A 20,625-nucleotide genomic window follows, 5' to 3' on the forward strand; every position below is an offset into this window, starting at 1 on the left:
GCATAGCCTATGAAAGAGAATAAGAAACCAGATCAGGTTGTATATAATACTGAAGAAGAACGCTACGAAGCCCACCTAAAGCCTTATGCTACTGATTTGGTAGCACCTGTAATTACCAATACCGATTCGATAGCTTGGAAAAATAGGAATATTAATAAGGTGAATAAGCACATCCAGGCCAAGTATAACGAATTAAGGGCTGCTTACGATAAAATGATGGAACAGTACGAATACAATAACCTTGTATACAGTGCCGCTTTTAACTTTGAACCTGTTGTTGGTAATGACTACCACCTTTATATACGAACTGATAACTCCACCTTCTTATCGATTATTTCTCCTGAGGAATGCAATTTTAATCATGTTGGTAGCTTCTATTTGGATGCCGATGGTATATGGCATAAGAAAGAAGAGTAGACTTTTTACATTTAATATCCTTCTTCTGAATTCTATTAAGAATCGTTGTTTTATTTTCTTCTAAAGGACTCATGTCCAGTATTTTGTTATCTTAAAATTTAACACTTCTCTCCTACAATCATAAATTTTAACACTGTTAATCAGGTAGTTACAATTTAATAATGCATTTCATCGATTTTTTTTGCATTTGATGGATATGTATCCTATGTTTGCACCAGATATTTAGTCCCAAACTAATATTTAACCGCTTATGAAAACTATTACCCCAAGGATAAGGGCCTTTACCCTTATGCTATTCGCAACAGTGTGTTCCTACGCACAATTGAATGTTACAGAAACTTTCGAATCTGGTACTTTTCCGTTTACGCTATGGCAAGACGGTGGAGATCGCTGTACATTAGATACAGGCTCAGAGGTTAATGGTACCAACTCTGTAAGACTGAATAGGTCTGGAACTACAAGAGCAGTTACTTATACTTCAGATTTAAACTTAACCTCTTATACTTCCGTAAGTATAGCGTTTGATTTTAAATTTACCAATTGTGAAACCGGTGATGACTTTTTTGTGGAATACTCTGAGGATAGTGGCGGTACTTATACCACCATTGCTACATACACTGTAGGTGGTACTTATAGTAACAACACAATATACAGTACAATCATTCCCATAACAGATGCTGGTACGACAGAGTATACGGCTAATGCGCGATTTAGAATAAGAGGTAGTGGTAATGCTAATAATGACAGGTTTTTCATAGACGACATACTGATTACAGCTACAGCACCTTCTGGACCTGAAATTGATATCACAGGAAATGGTAATTCAATTACCGATGGTGATACCACACCTGCAACTACAGATGATACAGACTTTGGTGATGTCCTAACAGCTGGTGGAACAGACGCACATACGTTTACAATAAACAATAATGGAACCACAGATTTATCTTTAACTGGTGGTTCTCCTTACGTTAGTATTACAGGTACACATGCTGCCGACTTTACCTTAACGGCCAACCCAACAACCCCAATAGCTTCGAGTGGTAGTACCACATTTACCATCACTTTCGATCCTAGTGCTGATGGCTTAAGAACAGCAACAGTATCTATTGCTAATGATGATACTGATGAAAACCCATACAATTTTAGTATTCAAGGAACTGGTACAGTACCGAGTTATTGTGCAGCAAATGGAAACAACGATAGTTTTGAATACATTGGTAATGTTACTTTAAATACAATTAACAATACCTCTGGTCAAGGTACACCAACTACCGGTTATACAGATTTTACAGCACAATCAACTACCTTGACTCAAGGAAGTACCTATCCGATTTCAATTACACCTGTATGGACAGGAACGGTTTACACAGAAGGGTTCGCAGTATATATTGATTTTAACCAAGATTATGATTTTGAGGATGCTGGTGAACTTGTTTTTACGGCTGGTCCAGATTCTGTCTCTCCGCAAACAGGAAACATTACTATTCCAGGAACAGCATCTTTAGGTTCTACGCGTATGCGTGTCATTATGGATGATGCTAACGCGGTAACTGGTCCATGTGGAACTCACAATTATGGAGAAGTTGAGGATTATACAGTAACAATTATATCTGCTTCAGGTCCAGAAATCGATGTACTCGGTAACGCCACCTCTATTGCAGATGGCGATACCACACCAGACGTTTCTGATGATACAGACTTCGGAGATGTTGATTTTACGGTTGGTACAAACGCCAATACATTTACAATTGAGAATACCGGAACAACAGATTTAAGTTTAACAGATCCATCTCCATACATCAGTATTACAGGTGCGAATGCTGGAGACTTTACCTTAACGGCTAACCCTTCTACACCAATCGCAGCAAGTGGTAGTACAACATTTACAATTACATTTAACCCAAGTGGATTAGGAATAAGAACAGCGTCGGTATCCATCGCAAATGATGATGCTGATGAAAACCCATATACTTTTGATATTCAAGGTAATGGTACGACAACCCTACCGGAAATTAACATACAAGGTAGCGGTACTGATATTGTAGATGGTGATACCACACCAACGACAACAGATAACACCGATTTTGGTAATGTTGATATTGCTGGTGGTACTGACACAAATACATTTACAATTCAGAATGAAGGTTCTTCATTAAATCTAAACCTATTAGGTGCTTCACCATATGTAACTATCGGAGGTGCGAATGCTGCTGACTTTACAATTGCTACTATTCCGGCGAATAGTATTGCAGCAGGTGCTAGTACAACATTTAGTATCACTTTCGACCCAAGTGCTCTAGGGCTTCGTACTGCCACTGTATCGATTGCAAGTGATGATACCGATGAGAATCCTTATACATTCGATATACAAGGTACTGGTTACGTACCACCACCATGTGGCTCGACTATAGTACATACAGCGACTTTTGAGTCTGGCTTAGACGGTTGGACCTCTGGAGGTGTAGATGCCTCAAGAGAAAACAGTGCGACGTGGTCTTACGAAGGAAGCTGGAGTTTGCGTGTAAGAGATGATGATGTAGCAGGATCAACAACCTCATTTGATTCTCAGGCCTTTGATTTATCGAGTTATGATAAGGTAGATTTTAAGTTCTTCTTTTCACCTAACAGCGTGGAGGACACAGAAGAATTAATAATAGAATATAGTGATGATAATGGAAGTACATGGACTACAGTTCAAATCTTTGAAGGTGGCGCTGTTGCAGATAAAACTGCAGATTTTGAATCGACTTCCACGACAATATTTTACGGTAAGATTGTCACTTTAAATAGTACAGACTATACCTTCCCCTCATCAACAACATCACGATTTAGAATACGATGTAATGCAAGTGAAGATGACGATGAAGTTTATATAGATAACATTACTATTACAGGAACCAGTTATTGTTCGCCTACCGAAGGACCAGGAGGAGTTACCTCTGATTTAGATTTATGGTTAAGAGCAGATATGATAGACGGCGTTGATGAAGATTCAGATGGTGCTTTGGTAGCCGATTGGTTCGATAACGGTAAGGGTAATCATGCAGAGGTTATGGTAACCGGTTTAGAGCCTGTGTATAGAGACAATGCCACAAACAACTTCAATTTCAATCCAGTAATTGAATTTGAAAATAATAACAACACAGCTAATTCTGATATGACATACATTATCAGTGATGGCAGTAGAGATGAGCTTACTGGTACAGGTGGTTTTAATAGTGCGGATATGTTCGTAGTGATTATGCCAGACCCTACGATTACTACATCCATGATTCCGTTAGATACCTTTACAAGTTCAGATCCTACAGTTAATGATATTCAGGCTGAGGATGTAACTGGTTTTGGTTATGGTGCTTATAGTCAACGTTTCACAAACGAATATTTTGGGTACTGTTTAGGTACATCACAGTCAGGACCACCAATTACAGGTTACGGTAGAGGATCTACATCTAACACGGTAGACTATAACCAAATTGGAATTATTAACATTAGACATAATAGTGCCGTAAATGATATGGAGCTCTACCTCAACGGTGCAGCCATAGGTGATGTGACTAGTGATGCTGCTGATTTTTCAATAGTAACTAACACAAAATATTGGTTAGGACGTAGCCAATATTGGAATGGAAGTTTTGATGGTAAAATTGCGGAAGTTATAACTTACTCGTCTACTCAAAATGATGCCGATGCTACACAAGCTAGAAACAGAATTCAATCCTACCTTGCCATAAAATACGGTATCACCTTAGGTACTAATGGTACGGCTCAAGACTATGTAAATAGTGATGGTACGGTAATTTGGGACCAATCTGCAGATAGTGCAACATACAACTATGATATTGCAGGTATCGGTAGAGATGATGCCTCAAGATTAAATCAAAAACAATCAAGTAGTGTTAATGACGCTACAGATGGTACAGGATTAATTGAAGGTGTATTAACTGTTGGCCTTACCGATATTTACGATACCAATAAAGAAAACAAAGATCTTAATGCCACAACCCTTAACGATAAAGAGTTTTTAATTTGGGGTAATGATGGTACAGACTTAGACCTAGCAGCATCTACTATTACAGTAAATATGAGTGCTGGTGTAACTCCTGCCTTAACAACAAACGTAACGTTTACAGCGATGCAACGTACTTGGAAATTCCAAGAAAGTGGCGGTGATGTTCCAGAAGTAAAAATATCGATTCCAGAAAATGCGATCCGTAACATTACTCCTCCGGGAAGTTACTATATGTTTATTTCAGATACTGGTGTATTTGATCCTACAGCAGACTACCGTGTAATGACCTCTGATGGTAGTGGTAATCTTGAAACCACTTACGATTTTGATGGTACAAAGTTTGTAACCTTCGGTTATGCACCTCAAATTGTGGCCGAACGTTCCGTTTACTTTGATGGATCGGTAGATTATATCGATGTTGATGATCGATTAGATCTTAACCCAGCTGAATTTACAATTTCTGCTTGGATTAAGCGTGATGCTGCTGATACAGGTACAGCTTCTATTGTTTCTAAGCGTGATGCTTCCTTTACAGAAGGTTACGACCTTAGAATCTTAAACGATAATACCATTGAAATCATTTGGAAGAATGGGTCGGACCAAAGTCTGATTTCAAATACTGCTATTCCTGATGATGAGTGGCATGAAGTTGCAGTAATTTATGATGGTTCAACAGCAAAATTATATATCGATGGTGTTGAGGACAATTCGGCTAACCTTACAGCGCCTGTTGCAACCGATGAGAACTTCTACATTGCAGCTGCTGGTAAGAACACACCAACACAATTCTTTAGAGGAAATATCGACGAAGTACGAGTTTGGAATACAGCTCTATCAGTAGATGAGCTTCATTATGTAATGAACCAGGAAATATCAGATAATGGTGGTCAGGTAATGGGTGATGAATTACCAACAACCATTACAAGAAACGAAGCCAACGCTATTCCTTGGTCTGATTTGGCAGGCTATTATCCAATGAGTATTTACACGTACACCAACACAGATGACTTATCAGGAAATAGTAATCAAGGTGCGTTACGTAACTTGGATACGGTAGATAGACAAACAGCACCACTGCCATATACAACCACTCAGAATGGTGACTGGGATACCGATACTACTTGGACAAATGGTGATGTACAGTATATGCCAGGAACAGCATCGATCGTAGATGCTACTATCACTGTGGATTGGAATGTAGTAAGAACATCGCACGATATTACTATGGACAACACGTCCCTTCCAGCAGGAAACAATGATGTTAGAACTGTACTTGGGTTATATGTTGATGCAAATGAACTTACGATTGATGGTGATAACAGTACTGATACAGGTAATGCTATCAACGTGTCACATTACCTCAGCTTAACAGGTAAAATAGACCTTGAGGGCGAGTCACAATTGATCCAAGAACTTAACAGTGACCTAGACGTCGCAGTAAACGGAGAATTAGAACGTGATCAGCAGGGAACTGCAGATACCTTTACCTATAACTATTGGTCGGCACCAGTTGGTGATACAGACACGGCGACAAACAATTATAGTTACGCTTTAGAGGATATCTTCTATGATGGTACCAATGCGGTAAACTTTAGTAATACCGGCTTAAATGGTGCTGCTTCTAGCCCAGTAACCATTGCAGACTATTGGATTTGGAAATTTGTGAACCAACCAAGTGGCGACTATTCTGCTTGGCAACATGTAAGAAGCACAGGAACTCTTAATGCAGGTGAAGGCTTTACTATGAAAGGCCCTGGAACAGGTGGTATTTTAACTGAGCAGAACTATGTATACTTAGGAAAACCAAATAATGGTGATATTAACCTTACTATTACTGGAGGTAATAACTATCTCGTTGGTAATCCGTATGCCTCAGCGATTGATGCACATCAGTTTATATTAGACAATGGTCCAGAGTTGGATTATGACCCAGCAGTAGATGCAACACCATTGCTAAGTGGTACGCTATATTTCTGGGAACATTGGGGAGGCGGATCTCATATTCTTCAGGAATACCAAGGTGGTTACGCTACTTATAATTTTTCTGGTGCTGTAGGGGCGGCTTCATATGGAACTAATGACCCTGATGTTGGTACTGGCGGAACTCCAACCAAACTACCTGGACGCTATATCCCTGTTGGTCAAGGTTTCTTTGTAACGGGTGAAAACTCAGGTACAATCAACTTTAACAACGGACAACGTGTCTTTGAAAAAGAAGGCAGTGGATCTTCAGTATTTGTTCGAAATACAGTAGGTGGTAAAAGCGCAAATATCAACACAGATACAGACGATAGAATGAAATTCCGATTTGGATTTAATTCTGTAAACACTATACATAGACAACTGTTATTAACTATTGATGAGAACACGACTGAAGGTGTAGATTGGGCTTATGATGCTTTACTTAATGAAGAGCAGATGGATGATATGTACTGGATTATTAATGACGAGGCCTATATGATTCAGGCCAATAGTGATGCAGAAGAAGATAGTGTCTACCCAATTGGTGTAAAAACGGATACAGACGGAACCAACACTATTACAATTGATCAATTGGAAAATGTTCCTAATGATGTAAATATATATCTACATGATAAAATATTAGGACTGTATCATGATCTAAGAGAAAGTGATTACTCTATTTTCCTTAATGCAGGAGAATACCAAGAACGATTTGAAATCACATTTGGAATGAACAACTTATTGGATGTAGACGATCAAGACCAAGAAACGCTTGACGTGCTTTACTCAAATGACATAGAAAAAATTGTTCTGATTAACCCTAACCTAATTGATGTGCGCTCCATTGAGCTGTTCAATATACTAGGTCAGTCAGTATACAAAATAGAAGAAATTTCGGAGAGCGGTTACTCTGAATACGAGGTTGAAAATTTAAGTACTGGAACTTATATTATTAAGTTATATACTGTAAGCGGTTCGGTATCAACTAAAAAAGTTCTGGTAAAATAATTTACCCAAATCTTAAGCTTAACCTCAGGAAAACTCTACCATTAGGTAGGGTTTTTTTTATGAAAACAACACAATGACGAAAAATTAAATTGTGCATTTCATCGATTTTTTTTGCATTTAATAGATCGATGCCTTTATTTAGGAGTCCCTTATAAGCAAAATTTAGTCCCAAATCTAAATTAACCGCTTATGATTGCTTCTGCCCCAACAGCGAAGAGGTGGCCTATTTTATTATGCTTACTCCATTTTGTGAGTCTGTCATATACACAAACTATTGCGTCCCACGATTTTGAATCTGGCCTTGATGGTTGGACCGATGGTGGTAGTGATGCTGGTATAGAAAGTTCCACTGGCTATGAATGTGGTGGTTCTTGGGCAATTTACTCTAAGGACGACGATACTTCTAACAATTACATGACTTCCCCTACCTATGATCTAACATCCTACACGGATATAGAAATTTCATTTTGTCATAAATCTACTGGTATTGACAGTGGAGAAGGATTTGACCTGGAATTTTATGATGGCTCATCTTGGGTGCTTGTAAGGTCTTATACAAAACCAGGAGACTTCAATAATGATGGCACTGGATCTTCCAATAGTTTTTTAGAATCGCTAGATAGTGGAACATATACATTTGCATCTAATTCAAGATTTAGATTTACTGGAACAGCTAATGGAAATGGTGAAAGAAATTATTTTGATGATGTTCTTATTGAATCACCAACACCTGTAGCAGAAATAAACTTATTAGGAAATGCTACAACTATAACGGATGGTGACACTACACCAGATGTATCCGATGACACCGATTTTGGATCAGTACTAACAACAGGCGGAACTGACGCCCACACGTTTACCATAGAAAATACAGGAACAGCGAGTCTCGCATTAACAGATAGCTCACCTTATGTAAGTATTACAGGTACAAATGCCAGTGATTTTACATTAACGGCAAATCCATCTACCCCAATATCAGCTAGTGGAAGTACGACTTTTACAATTACCTTCGACCCTAGTGCTGATGGACTACGGACCGCATCGGTTTCAATTGCTAATGACGATAGTGATGAGAACCCATATAATTTTGATATCCAAGGGACTGGTTACACACCAGCTCCAGAAATGGATGTTCAAGGGAATTCTACTTCAATTGCCGATGGTGATACTACTCCAAATGTTCTTGACGATACCGATTTTGGTAATGTTGATATTGCAGGAGGAACTAATGTAAATATTTTCACTATAGAAAACACAGGTACGCTTACACTCAATTTAACAGGGTCTTCCCCTTATGTTACTGTCAGCGGAACTCATGCCGCAGACTTTACTGTAACTACAATCCCGTCAAATTCAATTTCGGCATCCAGCTCCACAACCTTCGCTATTACATTTGATCCTAGTGCATTAGGACTACGAACTGCAACCCTATCAATTGCCAATGACGACTCTGATGAAAACCCATATAATTTTGATATACAAGGAACAGGCTATGTACCACCACCTTGTGGAAGTACTGTAGTACATACCGCAGACTTTGAGTCTGGCCTGGATGGTTGGACCGATGGTGGTGCAGATGCTGAACGTGTTAATAACGCGGCACGCTCCTACTCCAATAACTACAGTTTAGAAATCCGTAATGCGGATGCCGTTGGGAATACCTCATCCTTTTTATCGCCATTATTTGATTTAAGTAGTTACGACAAAGTAGATTTCAAATTCTTCTTTACAGCTTATAACTGTGAAAACAGTGATAATTTCTACCTAGAATTTAGTGATGATGCCGGAACAAGTTGGACCGTAGTTAGGGATTTTATTGCAGGAGATATTGCAGATAAGAATGGTGATTATGAAAGTGGTGATTCCATATATTTTTATGTCAGAACAGGTACGCTCTTAGACTCAGACTACGCCTTTCCCTCTGGTTCAAATTCACAATTTAGAGTGCGCAGCGATGGCTCAGATACCAGTGACTTGGTTTATATAGATAATATTACAATAACTGGTGTATCCTATTGTTCGCCTACCGAAGGTCCGGGTGGAATAGCTTCAAATTTAGATCTCTGGTTAAAAGCAGATCAAGTTGATGGATCTACTGTTGTAGCTAATGGGACGAGTGTAAATGAATGGACGGATAATGGAAAAGGAAACCATGCTGAAACTACCGATTCTGCAAGAGCACCAATCTACAGAAACAACACTACAGATAATTTTAATTTCAATCCAGTCATTGAATTTGACAATAACAACAATACATCGAGTGGTGACATGACCTATTTATTATCAGATAGAGATGTTCTTGAAGGTACTGGTGGCTTTAATAGTAACGATATGTTTGTTGTATTAATTCCAGATGTTAGCGTTTCTACAGGAATTATCCCTTTAGATACCTTTACAGGACGAGACGATACTGGAAATTACTATTCTGAAGACGTCACAGGATTTGGTTATGGTGCCTACTCAGCGCGATTGTCTGGTGAATATTTTGCCTATTGTATTGGTTCAACAAGTTCCTCGTCCCCTTATCCAGGATATGGATTAGCCGATACAAGTGCTTCATCAGATTACAACCAAATAAGTATAATCAATATACGTCATAACAGTGGTAACACAGGAATGGAGTTGTATCTAAACGCTAATCAAACAGATGATTTAGAAAATGATGCCGCAGATTTTTCAACCATTACCAATACAAGATATTTCTTAGGACGAAGTCAATATTGGAGTGGCAGTTTCAATGGTCGTATTGCTGAGGTGATTACTTATAATGCCACAAATGACGATACCAATGACACTAGTAATAGAAATAGAATTCAATCTTACCTAGCGGTAAAATATGGTATCACACTTGCACCAGATAGTAATGGAACTACAAAAGACTATGTTGATAGTGATGGTACCGTAATCTGGGATCAGTCTGCAAATGTTGGATACAATCATGATATTGCTGGTATTGGTAGAGACGATGCTTCAGAATTAAACCAAAAACAATCAAGCAGTGTTAATGACGCCACAGACGGCACAGGCTTAATTGAAGGTATATTAACTATTGGGCTTACTGATATTTATGACACCAACTATGATAACCAAGTCTCTAACGCGACAAGCTTTAACGACAAAGAATTCTTAGTATGGGGAAATAATGGTATAGACTTAGATTTAGCCTCTTCAGACATACAAGTTGATATGAGTTCGGGTATTGGTGGTATTACCACACAGGTAAGCTTTACAGGTATGCAACGTGTATGGAAAGTTGTAGAGAATGGTGGTGACATTCCAGATGTTAAGATTTCTATACCTCAAAATGCAATAAGAAATATATCGCCTCCTGGAAACTACTTAATGTTTATTTCTGACACTGGTGTGTTTGACCCCACAGCAGACTACCGCATTATGACTTCTGATGGTAGTGGTAATCTTGAAACCACTTATGATTTTGACGGTACCAAATACATTACATTCGGTTATGCACCGCAGGTTATTGAGGAACGTTCTATCTATTTTGATGGATCTGTAGATTTTGTTGACGTTGATGATCGATTAGATCTTAACCCAGCTGAATTTACAATCTCAGCTTGGATTAAGCGTGATGCTGCGGATACTGGTACAGCTTCTATTGTTTCTAAGCGTGATGCGTCCTTTACGGAAGGTTATGACCTAAGAATCTTAAACGATAATACTATTGAAATCATTTGGAAGAACGGTTCAGACCAGAGTCTGATTTCTAATACAGCCATTCCTGATGATGAGTGGCACGAAGTTGCTGCGATCTATGATGGGGCAACAGCAAAATTATATATCGATGGTGTTGAGGACAATTCGGCTAACCTTACAGCGCCTGTTGCAACCGATGAGAACTTCTATATCGCTGCGGCTGGTAAGAACACACCAACACAATTCTTTAGAGGAAATATTGATGAAGTACGTGTTTGGAATACTGCCCTTTCAGTTGATGAACTGCACTTTGTGATGAATCAGGAAATATCCGATAATGGTGGCCAAGTAATGGGTGATGAATTACCAACAACCATTACAAGAAACGATGCCAATGCTATTCCTTGGTCTGATTTGGCAGGCTATTATCCAATGAGTATTTATACCTATACCAATACGGATGATATGTCTGGTAACGACAATCATGGCGCACTGCGAAACTTAGATACAGTTGATAGACAAACGGCACCTCTACCTTATACGACGACCCAGAATGGTGATTGGGATACTGATACTACATGGACAGATGGTGATGTACAGTATATGCCAGGAACAGCATCAATTGTAGATCCTAATATCACTGTGGATTGGAATGTAGTAAGAACATCACACGATATTACTATGGACAACACGTCCCTACCGGCAGGAAATAATGATGTGAGAACTGTACTTGGGCTTTATGTTGAAGCGAATGAGCTTACGATTGATGGTGATAACAGTACCGATACAGGTAACGCTATCAATGTGTCACATTACCTCAGCTTAACTGGTAAAATAGACCTTGAGGGCGAATCGCAATTGATACAAGAACTCAACAGTGACCTAGATGTTGCAGTAAATGGAGAATTAGAGCGTGATCAGCAGGGAACTGCAGATACTTTTACCTATAACTACTGGTCTGCTCCAGTTGGTGATACGGATATCGCAACCAACGACTACAGTTACGCCTTAGAAGATATCTTCTATGATGGCACTAATTCGGTAAATTTTACCTCTTCTGGTTATAATGGATCAGCAACAAACCCAGTAACTATCGCTGATTACTGGATATGGAAATATGCAAACCAGCCAAGTGGTAATTATTCATCTTGGCAACATGTAAGAAGTACCGGTACTATTTACGCTGGTGAAGGCTTTACTATGAAAGGCCCGGGAACAGGCAGTATCTTGACAGAACAGAACTACGTATACTTAGGGAAACCTAATAACGGTGATATTAACCTTACCATTACTGGTGGTTACGATTATCTTGTTGGTAATCCATATGCCTCTGCAATTGATGCGCATCAGTTTATTATGGATAATGGCCCTGAGTTGGATTACGATCCGGCATCAGATCCAACACCATTACTTAGTGGTACGCTCTATTTCTGGGAACATTGGGGAGGCGGATCTCATATTCTACAAGAATATCAAGGTGGCTATGCTACTTATAATTTCTCAGGTGCTGTAGGTGCGGCATCCTACGGAACTAACGATCCTGATGTTGGTACTGGTGGAACACCAACCAAACTACCTGGACGCTATATCCCTGTTGGTCAAGGTTTCTTTGTAACGGGTGAAAACTCAGGTACAATCAACTTTAACAACGGACAACGTGTCTTTGAAAAAGAAGGCAGTGGATCTTCGGTATTTGTTCGAAATGGTACACCTCAATACTTATTTAACTATAACTCGATACATGATAGTAGAATGAAATTCCGATTTGGATTTAATTCTGTAAACACCATACATAGACAACTGTTATTAACTATTGATGAGAACACAACTGAAGGTGTAGATTGGGCTTATGATGCCATGCTGAATGAAGTACAGATGGATGATATGTATTGGATTATCAATAATGAGGCCTATATGATTCAGGCCAATAGTGAGACAGAAGAAGATAGCGTCTACCCTATCGGTGTCAAAACAGATACGGACGGAACCAACACCTTTACTATTGACAAATTAGAAAATGTCTCAGATGATATAAACATTTATCTGCACGATAAAATTTTAGGACTGTATCATGATCTTAGAGAAAGTGATTACTCTATTTTCCTTAATGCAGGTGAATACCAAGAGCGATTTGAAATCACATTTGGAATGAACAACTTATTGGGTGTAGACGATCAAGACCAAGAAACGCTTGACGTGCTTTACTCTAATGATAAAGAAAGAATTGTACTGATTAACCCTAACCAAATTGAGGTACGCTCTATTGAGCTCTTCAATATACTAGGTCAATCAGTATATAAAATAGAAGAAATTTCGGAGAGCGGTTACTCCGAATACGAGGTTGAAAATTTGAGCACCGGAACTTACATAGTTAGGTTATATACCGCTAGCGGTTCGGTATCAACTAAAAAAGTTCTGGTAAAATAATTTACCCAAATCTTAAACTTAACCTCAAAAAAACCCTGTCTTTACAGGCAGGGTTTTTTAAAATGAAAATGAATATGAATAAAATTAATTTTTTTTAAATGATACTTTTCGTCGAATAAATCATACACTTTATAGACAACTGTAGATTATGATTTTGACGCGTTAAAAATCTGAGCGCCCTTATCTCATGAAAACAAAAACCTTCCCTTGCAAAAACGACTTACTAAATACTATAAAATGGTATCTAGTGGTCGCTATGACTATTTTAAGTTTTAATCTTAACAGTCAGAACTCTGAATTTAAAGTCCAACATCTTAAAGATGAAGTAGCCAATACTGGTGGCACAAATACTGAGTTTTCAGAAATTAGTGCTATGGAAGCTGCATTTGTTCTTCCAAACAGCAACCGGAAATCTCACGCAGGTAGTGCCTATTTTTCAGGAACTCTTCATTCCGATGATCTCTCAGGAGCACGCGTTTTAACAGATATAGAAACCCTAACCTACTATCGTCAAAACGGGTCTACTAATTACGACATGAGCTTTAATAGTTCTATTCTAGAATATATTGGTCCAGATGGTGGTGCTAATGAATTTATTGTAAGAGGACGTTATCAAGTCGCACTCAATGGTAGCACAAATAGTACGACACAAAGTTTATTAAGTATCAGTAATGCTAATAAATGTATACCGTTTATTACTGGGATATTAAGTAGTGACACCACAAATGGTGCTGATTCAGGTACAGCAATCGCCTACCTTGAAGATGCTACTACACTTCGAGTAGAAAAAGGAACAAATGCTTCTAATGTTACGGTATTTGTAACTGTGGTAGAGTTTACAGGAAGTAATTGGACTGTACTTCATGGCGATTCAGATGATGTTTCAGCCGATACAGGTTCAATTTCTCTATCTGAGGCTTCTGATGGCGACGGTAGTAGTTCGAACGTTATAGCATGGAGCAAGTCCATCATCTTTGGTCAGCATAGAGGTGATGATAACGTTTCAGGCGTCAATCAAGCCATTGCAGATAACTGGCCTCTTTTCCTTGAAGGCGATGATGACCAAACTGTAGATTGGGAGTTTAATTCTAATCACGACTCTAATGGTAACAATAGACATTTTGTACATGTTTTAAGCCATAACGATTTAAAAGTAACGAGATACGATTTAAATAGTAATTCGGCTGGAGAAACAGATTTCGACATTTCTTCTGCTAATCTTAATTCTATTGATGAGGCTTTAATTATTGGTTCTTCTATATCTAGTGGTAATGGTACAGCTTATGCCAGAGGATGGCGAAACTATCATTTAAAATCCACAACACAGGCTTCACACTGGGCTCATAGAAGTGGGAATACCATGACACATGAAATTCAAATTGTTGATTTATCCGCAATTGGTTCTAATAACGATGGTGGTGGTTCTGATTATTGTGATGCCTATGGTAATACCTCGTATGATACAGGGATTACTCAGGTTACCTTCAATACACTCAGTAATGCTGACGGGTCACCGAAGGATAATGGTTACGAAGATTTTACCAGCACCCATTCTACAACAGTGCAAAGAAATACAACTCGAAGCTTAAGTGTTAATGTTGATACAGATGGGTTCTATGCAGTACATGTTATTGCTTGGATTGACTGGAACCAAGACTACGATTTTGAAGATGATGGTGAGCGTTACGACTTAGGAACTGCAGTTGATGTATCCGATGGTTCAACAGATTTATCTCCATTCGCTATAACTATTCCTTCAACCGCCACAATTGGTGCAACACGATTACGAATTGCCGCAAAGTTCGGTTTAGATCCTGAATCTTGTGAATCAGATTTTGATGGTGAAGTTGAAGACTATGAGATTATTGTTAGTGATGCTCCAACTGGTGCTGAAATTAGTATTTCAGGTAACGGTTTTGAAATTGAAGATGGTGATTCTACACCATCATTATTAAATCATACAGATTATGGAGATATTAGTAGTAATTCTGGAGTCGGAACAAAAGTATTCACAATTGAAAATCTTGGATCTTCTGGCACACTTACATTAACAGGTACCTCTCCATTTATAACCATTTCTGGAGCAGATGCCAGTGATTTTAATGTTAGTACAATACCAAGTAATACTATAAACGCATTAGGCAGTACTACATTTGCTATTGCTTTCACGCCTTCATCAGAAGGTCTTAAAACGGCCAACATCTCCATTGCCAATGACGATGCTGATGAAAACCCATATAACTTTACAATACAAGGTACTGGAAGTGACGCCTCATATTGTGAATCTTCAGGAAATTTAGACTATGATACTAGTGTTACAAATGTAAGCTTCAATACAATAAACCATTCTGATGGTGCACCTAAAGATGTGGGTTATGAGGATTTTACTAACTCACATAGCACAACGGTAGATATAGGTGCAACACACGACCTCAGTGTTAAAGTTGATACAGATGGGAACTATACAGTGCACGCATTTGCTTGGATTGACTGGAATCGTGATTATGATTTTGATGATGATGGCGAAAGTTACGACTTGGGATCTGTTTCTAATGTTTCAGATGGTCTAACTAGTTTATCACCATTGGCCATTACGGTACCCGAAAGTGCGCAACCTGGAACAACACGCATGCGAGTTGCTGCCAAATACTGGAGTGATCCTTCTAGTTGCGAAACAGATTTTGATGGTGAAGTAGAAGATTATGGTATCATAATTTCTGCACCTGCTGTTGCTGAAATATCAATAACTGGGAACACTACTGAAATTGAAGATGGTGATACCTCAACATCAACAAGTAATAATACTGATTTTGGATCGGTAAATATTAATGAAACTGCATCTAAAACCTATACCATAGAAAATACAGGAACAATAGATTTAGAAATTTCGAATATCACACTTTCCAATTATTCTGAATTCTCATTAAACGGTATCACCTTACCACTTACTATAAATCCTAGTACTAGCAGTACCTTTGATATTAATTTTAGTAGCTCCGAAATAGGAGAAAAAACAACTCTTGTAACGATTGAAAATAATGACGCTGATGAGTCTAGCTTTCAATTTACTGTTAAGGCTACGGCTGTTCAGAATTTCTTTGATAGTGATGGTGATGGCATTTATGATAATATAGATATCGATGATGATAATGATGGCATATCGGACACTGTGGAAGAATCGCAATGTAATAACACTGGTATTGCAATTAAAAGTAACTACAAATTTCTTTTTGAGACTTTTGGAACTGGAGAACGCACTACCATTAACACCAATTATAACGCCATAACTACGTATTGTTTTGAAGATGGTACATCTAGCTGTTCTTCTGGAGGCATAGACCTTAACGATGGAGAATATACTGTGTATTATAGAGCTGCCGATGGTGATGGTGTAAACGACACACCAAATGAAGAAGTTGGTTCTTGGGCTGATAATTATTGGTATCTTGGTGAGGACCACACACCAGATGATACCAATGGAAGAATGGCCATGTTCAATGCTTCCTATGATCCTGGAATTTTCTACACGGCAAACATTACAGGTGCATTACCAAATATCCCTATAACCTATAGCTTTTGGGTAATTAATCTCGATAGAACAGACGCACCTGGCATTGATTCGCGTTTACGTCCAGATATTTTGGTAGAATTCCGTGATGTAGATAATAATCTTTTAGCTTCAATTACTACAGATAAATTACCACCTACCACAGCTGGAAATTTACAAGGTGACTGGTACAACTTTTCTGCGGATCTCACCTTCGCTGTTAGTGAATTCAATGTGTATTTTTATAATAACGAAACTGGTGGTCTTGGTAATGACCTTGCTATAGATGATATTATGATATCACAGACTTTATGTGATACCGATGGGGATGATGTTGCCAATGTATTTGACCTTGATAGTGACAATGATGGTATCCCAGATGTTGTAGAGTCAGGATATTCGCCAGTGAGTAATGGTAAAGCATTAATCGACGCTTGGGTAGATAACAATAGTAACGGTATGCATGATGCCTTTGAAGGATTAAGTCCGGCAGATTCTGATAGTGACGGTACACCTAACTATTTAGATCTTGATAGTGATAACGATACCATTTTTGATGTTGACGAATCTGGAGCAGGAAACACTTCAGACCTCACTTTTGAAAACGGTGATGGTGACATTGATGGTGATGGTGTTGGTGACGGCGTAGATTCAGATGCGGTAAGAGAAAAAGATTACAACTCCGATGGTACTACTGAATTTTATCCTGACGGTATCCTAGATATATATGACTTTAATAGTGGTACTACCTTTGCAACCGCATATGGTAACCAAGGACAAGGTACGGATCATAGTCTACTTGTAAAAGATTCAGATAATGACGGTACACCAGATTACATTGATATCTTTAATAATTCAACAAACACCTACGATATTGCGAATACTCTATATGCTTCGTTAGACTCTAACAATGATGGGCTTATAGATGATACCTTAGATTCGGAAGGTGATGGTATATTAGACTTATTTGATACAGCTGATGATACCTTTTGGATCTCCGAGAGAACTAAGTGAAGGGCTTGATATCTTATTTGATGGAAGAAATGACTATATACAAGATACTGCTGTTATAGGCGAATGGAGTGAAATTACATTAATGGGATGGATTAGAGTTGTTTCCTATGGTTCGTCAGATCAATTCCTTTTTGGACAAGACAATTGTAATCTAAAAATCCAAAATGATGGCTCCATAAAAGTAAATATTAGTGGAACGACCGCTACATATAATGCTTCAATACCATTAAATCGTTGGACTCATGTGGCAATTTCGTATAGTGCAAACGATGAAGAATACAATCTTTTTGTAAATGGTGCCAATGTAAAATATGGCAGTAAATCTGGGAACCTTAATTCGGATGCTAGTTTGTTTACTATAGCTAAAAATGCTAGTAGCGACTCCGAGTATTTTAGTGGTTATATGGATGAAATTAGAGTCTTTAATAAAGCACTAAGTGAAATTGAGATCCAAAAGATTCAATATCAACAAATTGAAAATAATGGCCTTGTTAGAGGAACTATAATACCACTTGATGTAGAAACACTGAGTTGGACAGACCTAGTAAAGTATTATAGTTTAGACAATTTTAAAGGTCAAATAACAGATGACCTAACTACTTCAATTATTGATGAAAATACAGGAGCCAGCCTTTATAATATTAAGGATATTAAGAGACAAACTGCGCCTTTACCATTTGTGAGTCAAGCAGGTGATACAGATTTAGAATCGGCCATTGATAAAACGGCAGATGGTATTTATGGTGAAGATGTTTTATTATACGACTGGTCTGTTGTAAAAATTAATCACAATAATATTAGTTACGACCAATCCCAAAAATTCCTCGGTTTACTAATTAGTGAAAACGATGCTAGTAATAATCCGATTGAATATCATGTGAATAATGATTCGGAGTTAAATGTCTCTTGGTATTTTAAATTAGACGGTTTTGTAGATTTAGAAGGCGAGTCACAACTTGTTCAGGGTGAAGGTAGTATTCTCGACCCAACGAGTAAAGGTACATTAGAGCGTGATCAACAGGGAACAGCCGATAAGTTTACCTACAACTATTGGTCTTCACCAGTAGGTGTATCAAACTCGAGTACTAATAATAATGATTATCAAATTAAGTCTGTTTTAATGGATGGTAGTGATCCTGATAATCCAGTACCAATTAATTGGCTAACCTCAGGATATAACGGAACTAACACTAGTCCAATAGGTTTGGCTGATTATTGGATATGGAAATTCGACAATCATCAAAGTTCTAGTTATTCGTCATGGCAACATGTAAGAAGTACAGGTACGATGAGTTCTGGTGAAGGCTTCACCATGAAAGGACCAGGAACAGGACCAATTGATGCTGATCAAAATTATGTTTTTGTGGGTAAACCAAATAATGGAGACATAACCTTACCGATAAATGCAGATAATAATTACTTATTAGGAAACCCGTATCCATCTGCTTTAGATGCCCATCAGTTTATTCTAGATAATGCTGCGATATTGGGTTACGAAGGCTCACCTGATCCGGATCCTACGATTAGTGGAACTATTTACTTCTGGGAACATTGGGGCGGTGGTTCACACCAATTATCTGACTACCAAGGTGGTTATGCCATCTACAATCTTGCAGGAGGTGTAGCTGCACCATCTTATGGTACAAACGATCCAAATGTCGCTACAGGAGGAACACCAACAAAAATACCTGGTAGATATATCCCAGTAAGTCAAGGTTTCTTTGTTCTTGGAGAAAGTGATGGGACTATTGAATTTAAGAACAGTCAACGTGCTTTTGTGAAAGAGAGTAATTCTACTTCTGTATTTATGAAAAACGGCAATAGCGCTAAATCACAAGAAGATGAAGATTTTGCAGATAATCGTATGAAATTTAGATTCGGTTTTAATGCACCTGGTACTATTCATCGTCAAATATTATTAACTATCGACAGTATTGCAAGTCCAGAAGTCGATCGTGGCTTCGACGCTTCTGTATACGATAATTTAACCGATGATCTATATTGGATGATTAATGAAAATAAATATACTATTCAAGGCTATAACGAAGTTAACGATGCTACTGTACTGCCTTTAGGGTTCCATACCTCCACCACTCAGAATTATGAAATTACCATAGACTCATTAGAAAATGTGCCAGAGGATCTACCCATTTATTTACATGATAAAACGACGAGTGAATATCACGATCTAAGAGCTTCAAGCCATGAATTTAGTATTGATGCAGGCGAATATTTAAATCGTTTTGATATTACGTTCTCAATGCCTCAAACTTTATCTAATACAGATATATTCAAAGACGGATTTAATTTCTACTATGCCATGAGCCGAAAGAAGATTGTCATCTTAAATCCAGAAATGATTGCCTTACAAGGTTTAACCGTTTTTGACATCAATGGCAAGGAAATACTATCCTATGAGGCCTGGGAAGGATCGTACAATGAATATCCAATAAATCAAATAAGTTCTGGAGTTTACATCGCTAAAATAACCACTGATAATGGCTTTGTCTCCAAGAAATTTATAGTAAAGTAACAACCAAGTTTTTCATGATAGAAGGTCTCAATTCCCTATTAATCGAGGCCT

The 20,625-nt window shown here is 38.2% G+C and carries 5 protein-coding genes; all 5 read left to right on the forward strand.

Going from position 1 to position 20,625, the window contains the following annotated elements; genetic code table 11:
* Positions 1-9 precede the first annotated feature (9 nt).
* The 5 genes from ACRHOC_RS08715 to ACRHOC_RS08735 all read left to right on the forward strand — a co-directional run bounded on the left by ACRHOC_RS08715 (position 10) and on the right by ACRHOC_RS08735 (position 20,574).
* On the forward strand, positions 10-417 hold the full coding sequence (locus ACRHOC_RS08715) for a DUF2452 domain-containing protein (protein WP_431158219.1): 408 nt from the start codon (positions 10-12) through the stop codon (positions 415-417).
* Between the two features lie 250 nt (positions 418-667).
* Positions 668-7,399: a choice-of-anchor D domain-containing protein gene (locus ACRHOC_RS08720; RefSeq protein ID WP_431158220.1), complete on the forward strand. Its 6,732-nt coding sequence runs from the start codon at positions 668-670 to the stop codon at positions 7,397-7,399.
* A 189-nt stretch (positions 7,400-7,588) separates the two neighbouring features.
* Positions 7,589-13,480 carry a choice-of-anchor D domain-containing protein gene (locus ACRHOC_RS08725; RefSeq protein ID WP_431158221.1) on the forward strand — a complete coding sequence of 1,964 codons (5,892 nt, stop codon included), beginning with the start codon at positions 7,589-7,591 and terminating at the stop codon, positions 13,478-13,480.
* A gap of 187 nt (positions 13,481-13,667) precedes the next feature.
* The gene (locus tag ACRHOC_RS08730; RefSeq protein ID WP_431158222.1) at positions 13,668-18,041 is read left to right on the forward strand and encodes a choice-of-anchor D domain-containing protein; all 4,374 of its coding nucleotides are present in this window, start codon (positions 13,668-13,670) and stop codon (positions 18,039-18,041) included.
* A complete protein-coding gene (locus ACRHOC_RS08735) occupies positions 18,007-20,574 on the forward strand; it encodes a LamG-like jellyroll fold domain-containing protein (RefSeq protein ID WP_431158223.1) in 2,568 nt (855 codons plus the stop codon). Before ACRHOC_RS08730 ends, ACRHOC_RS08735 begins: the two co-directional genes overlap by 35 nt.
* Positions 20,575-20,625 lie beyond the last annotated feature (51 nt).

Source organism: Winogradskyella poriferorum (assembly GCF_050618035.1).
Classification (GTDB): domain Bacteria; phylum Bacteroidota; class Bacteroidia; order Flavobacteriales; family Flavobacteriaceae; genus Winogradskyella; species Winogradskyella poriferorum_A.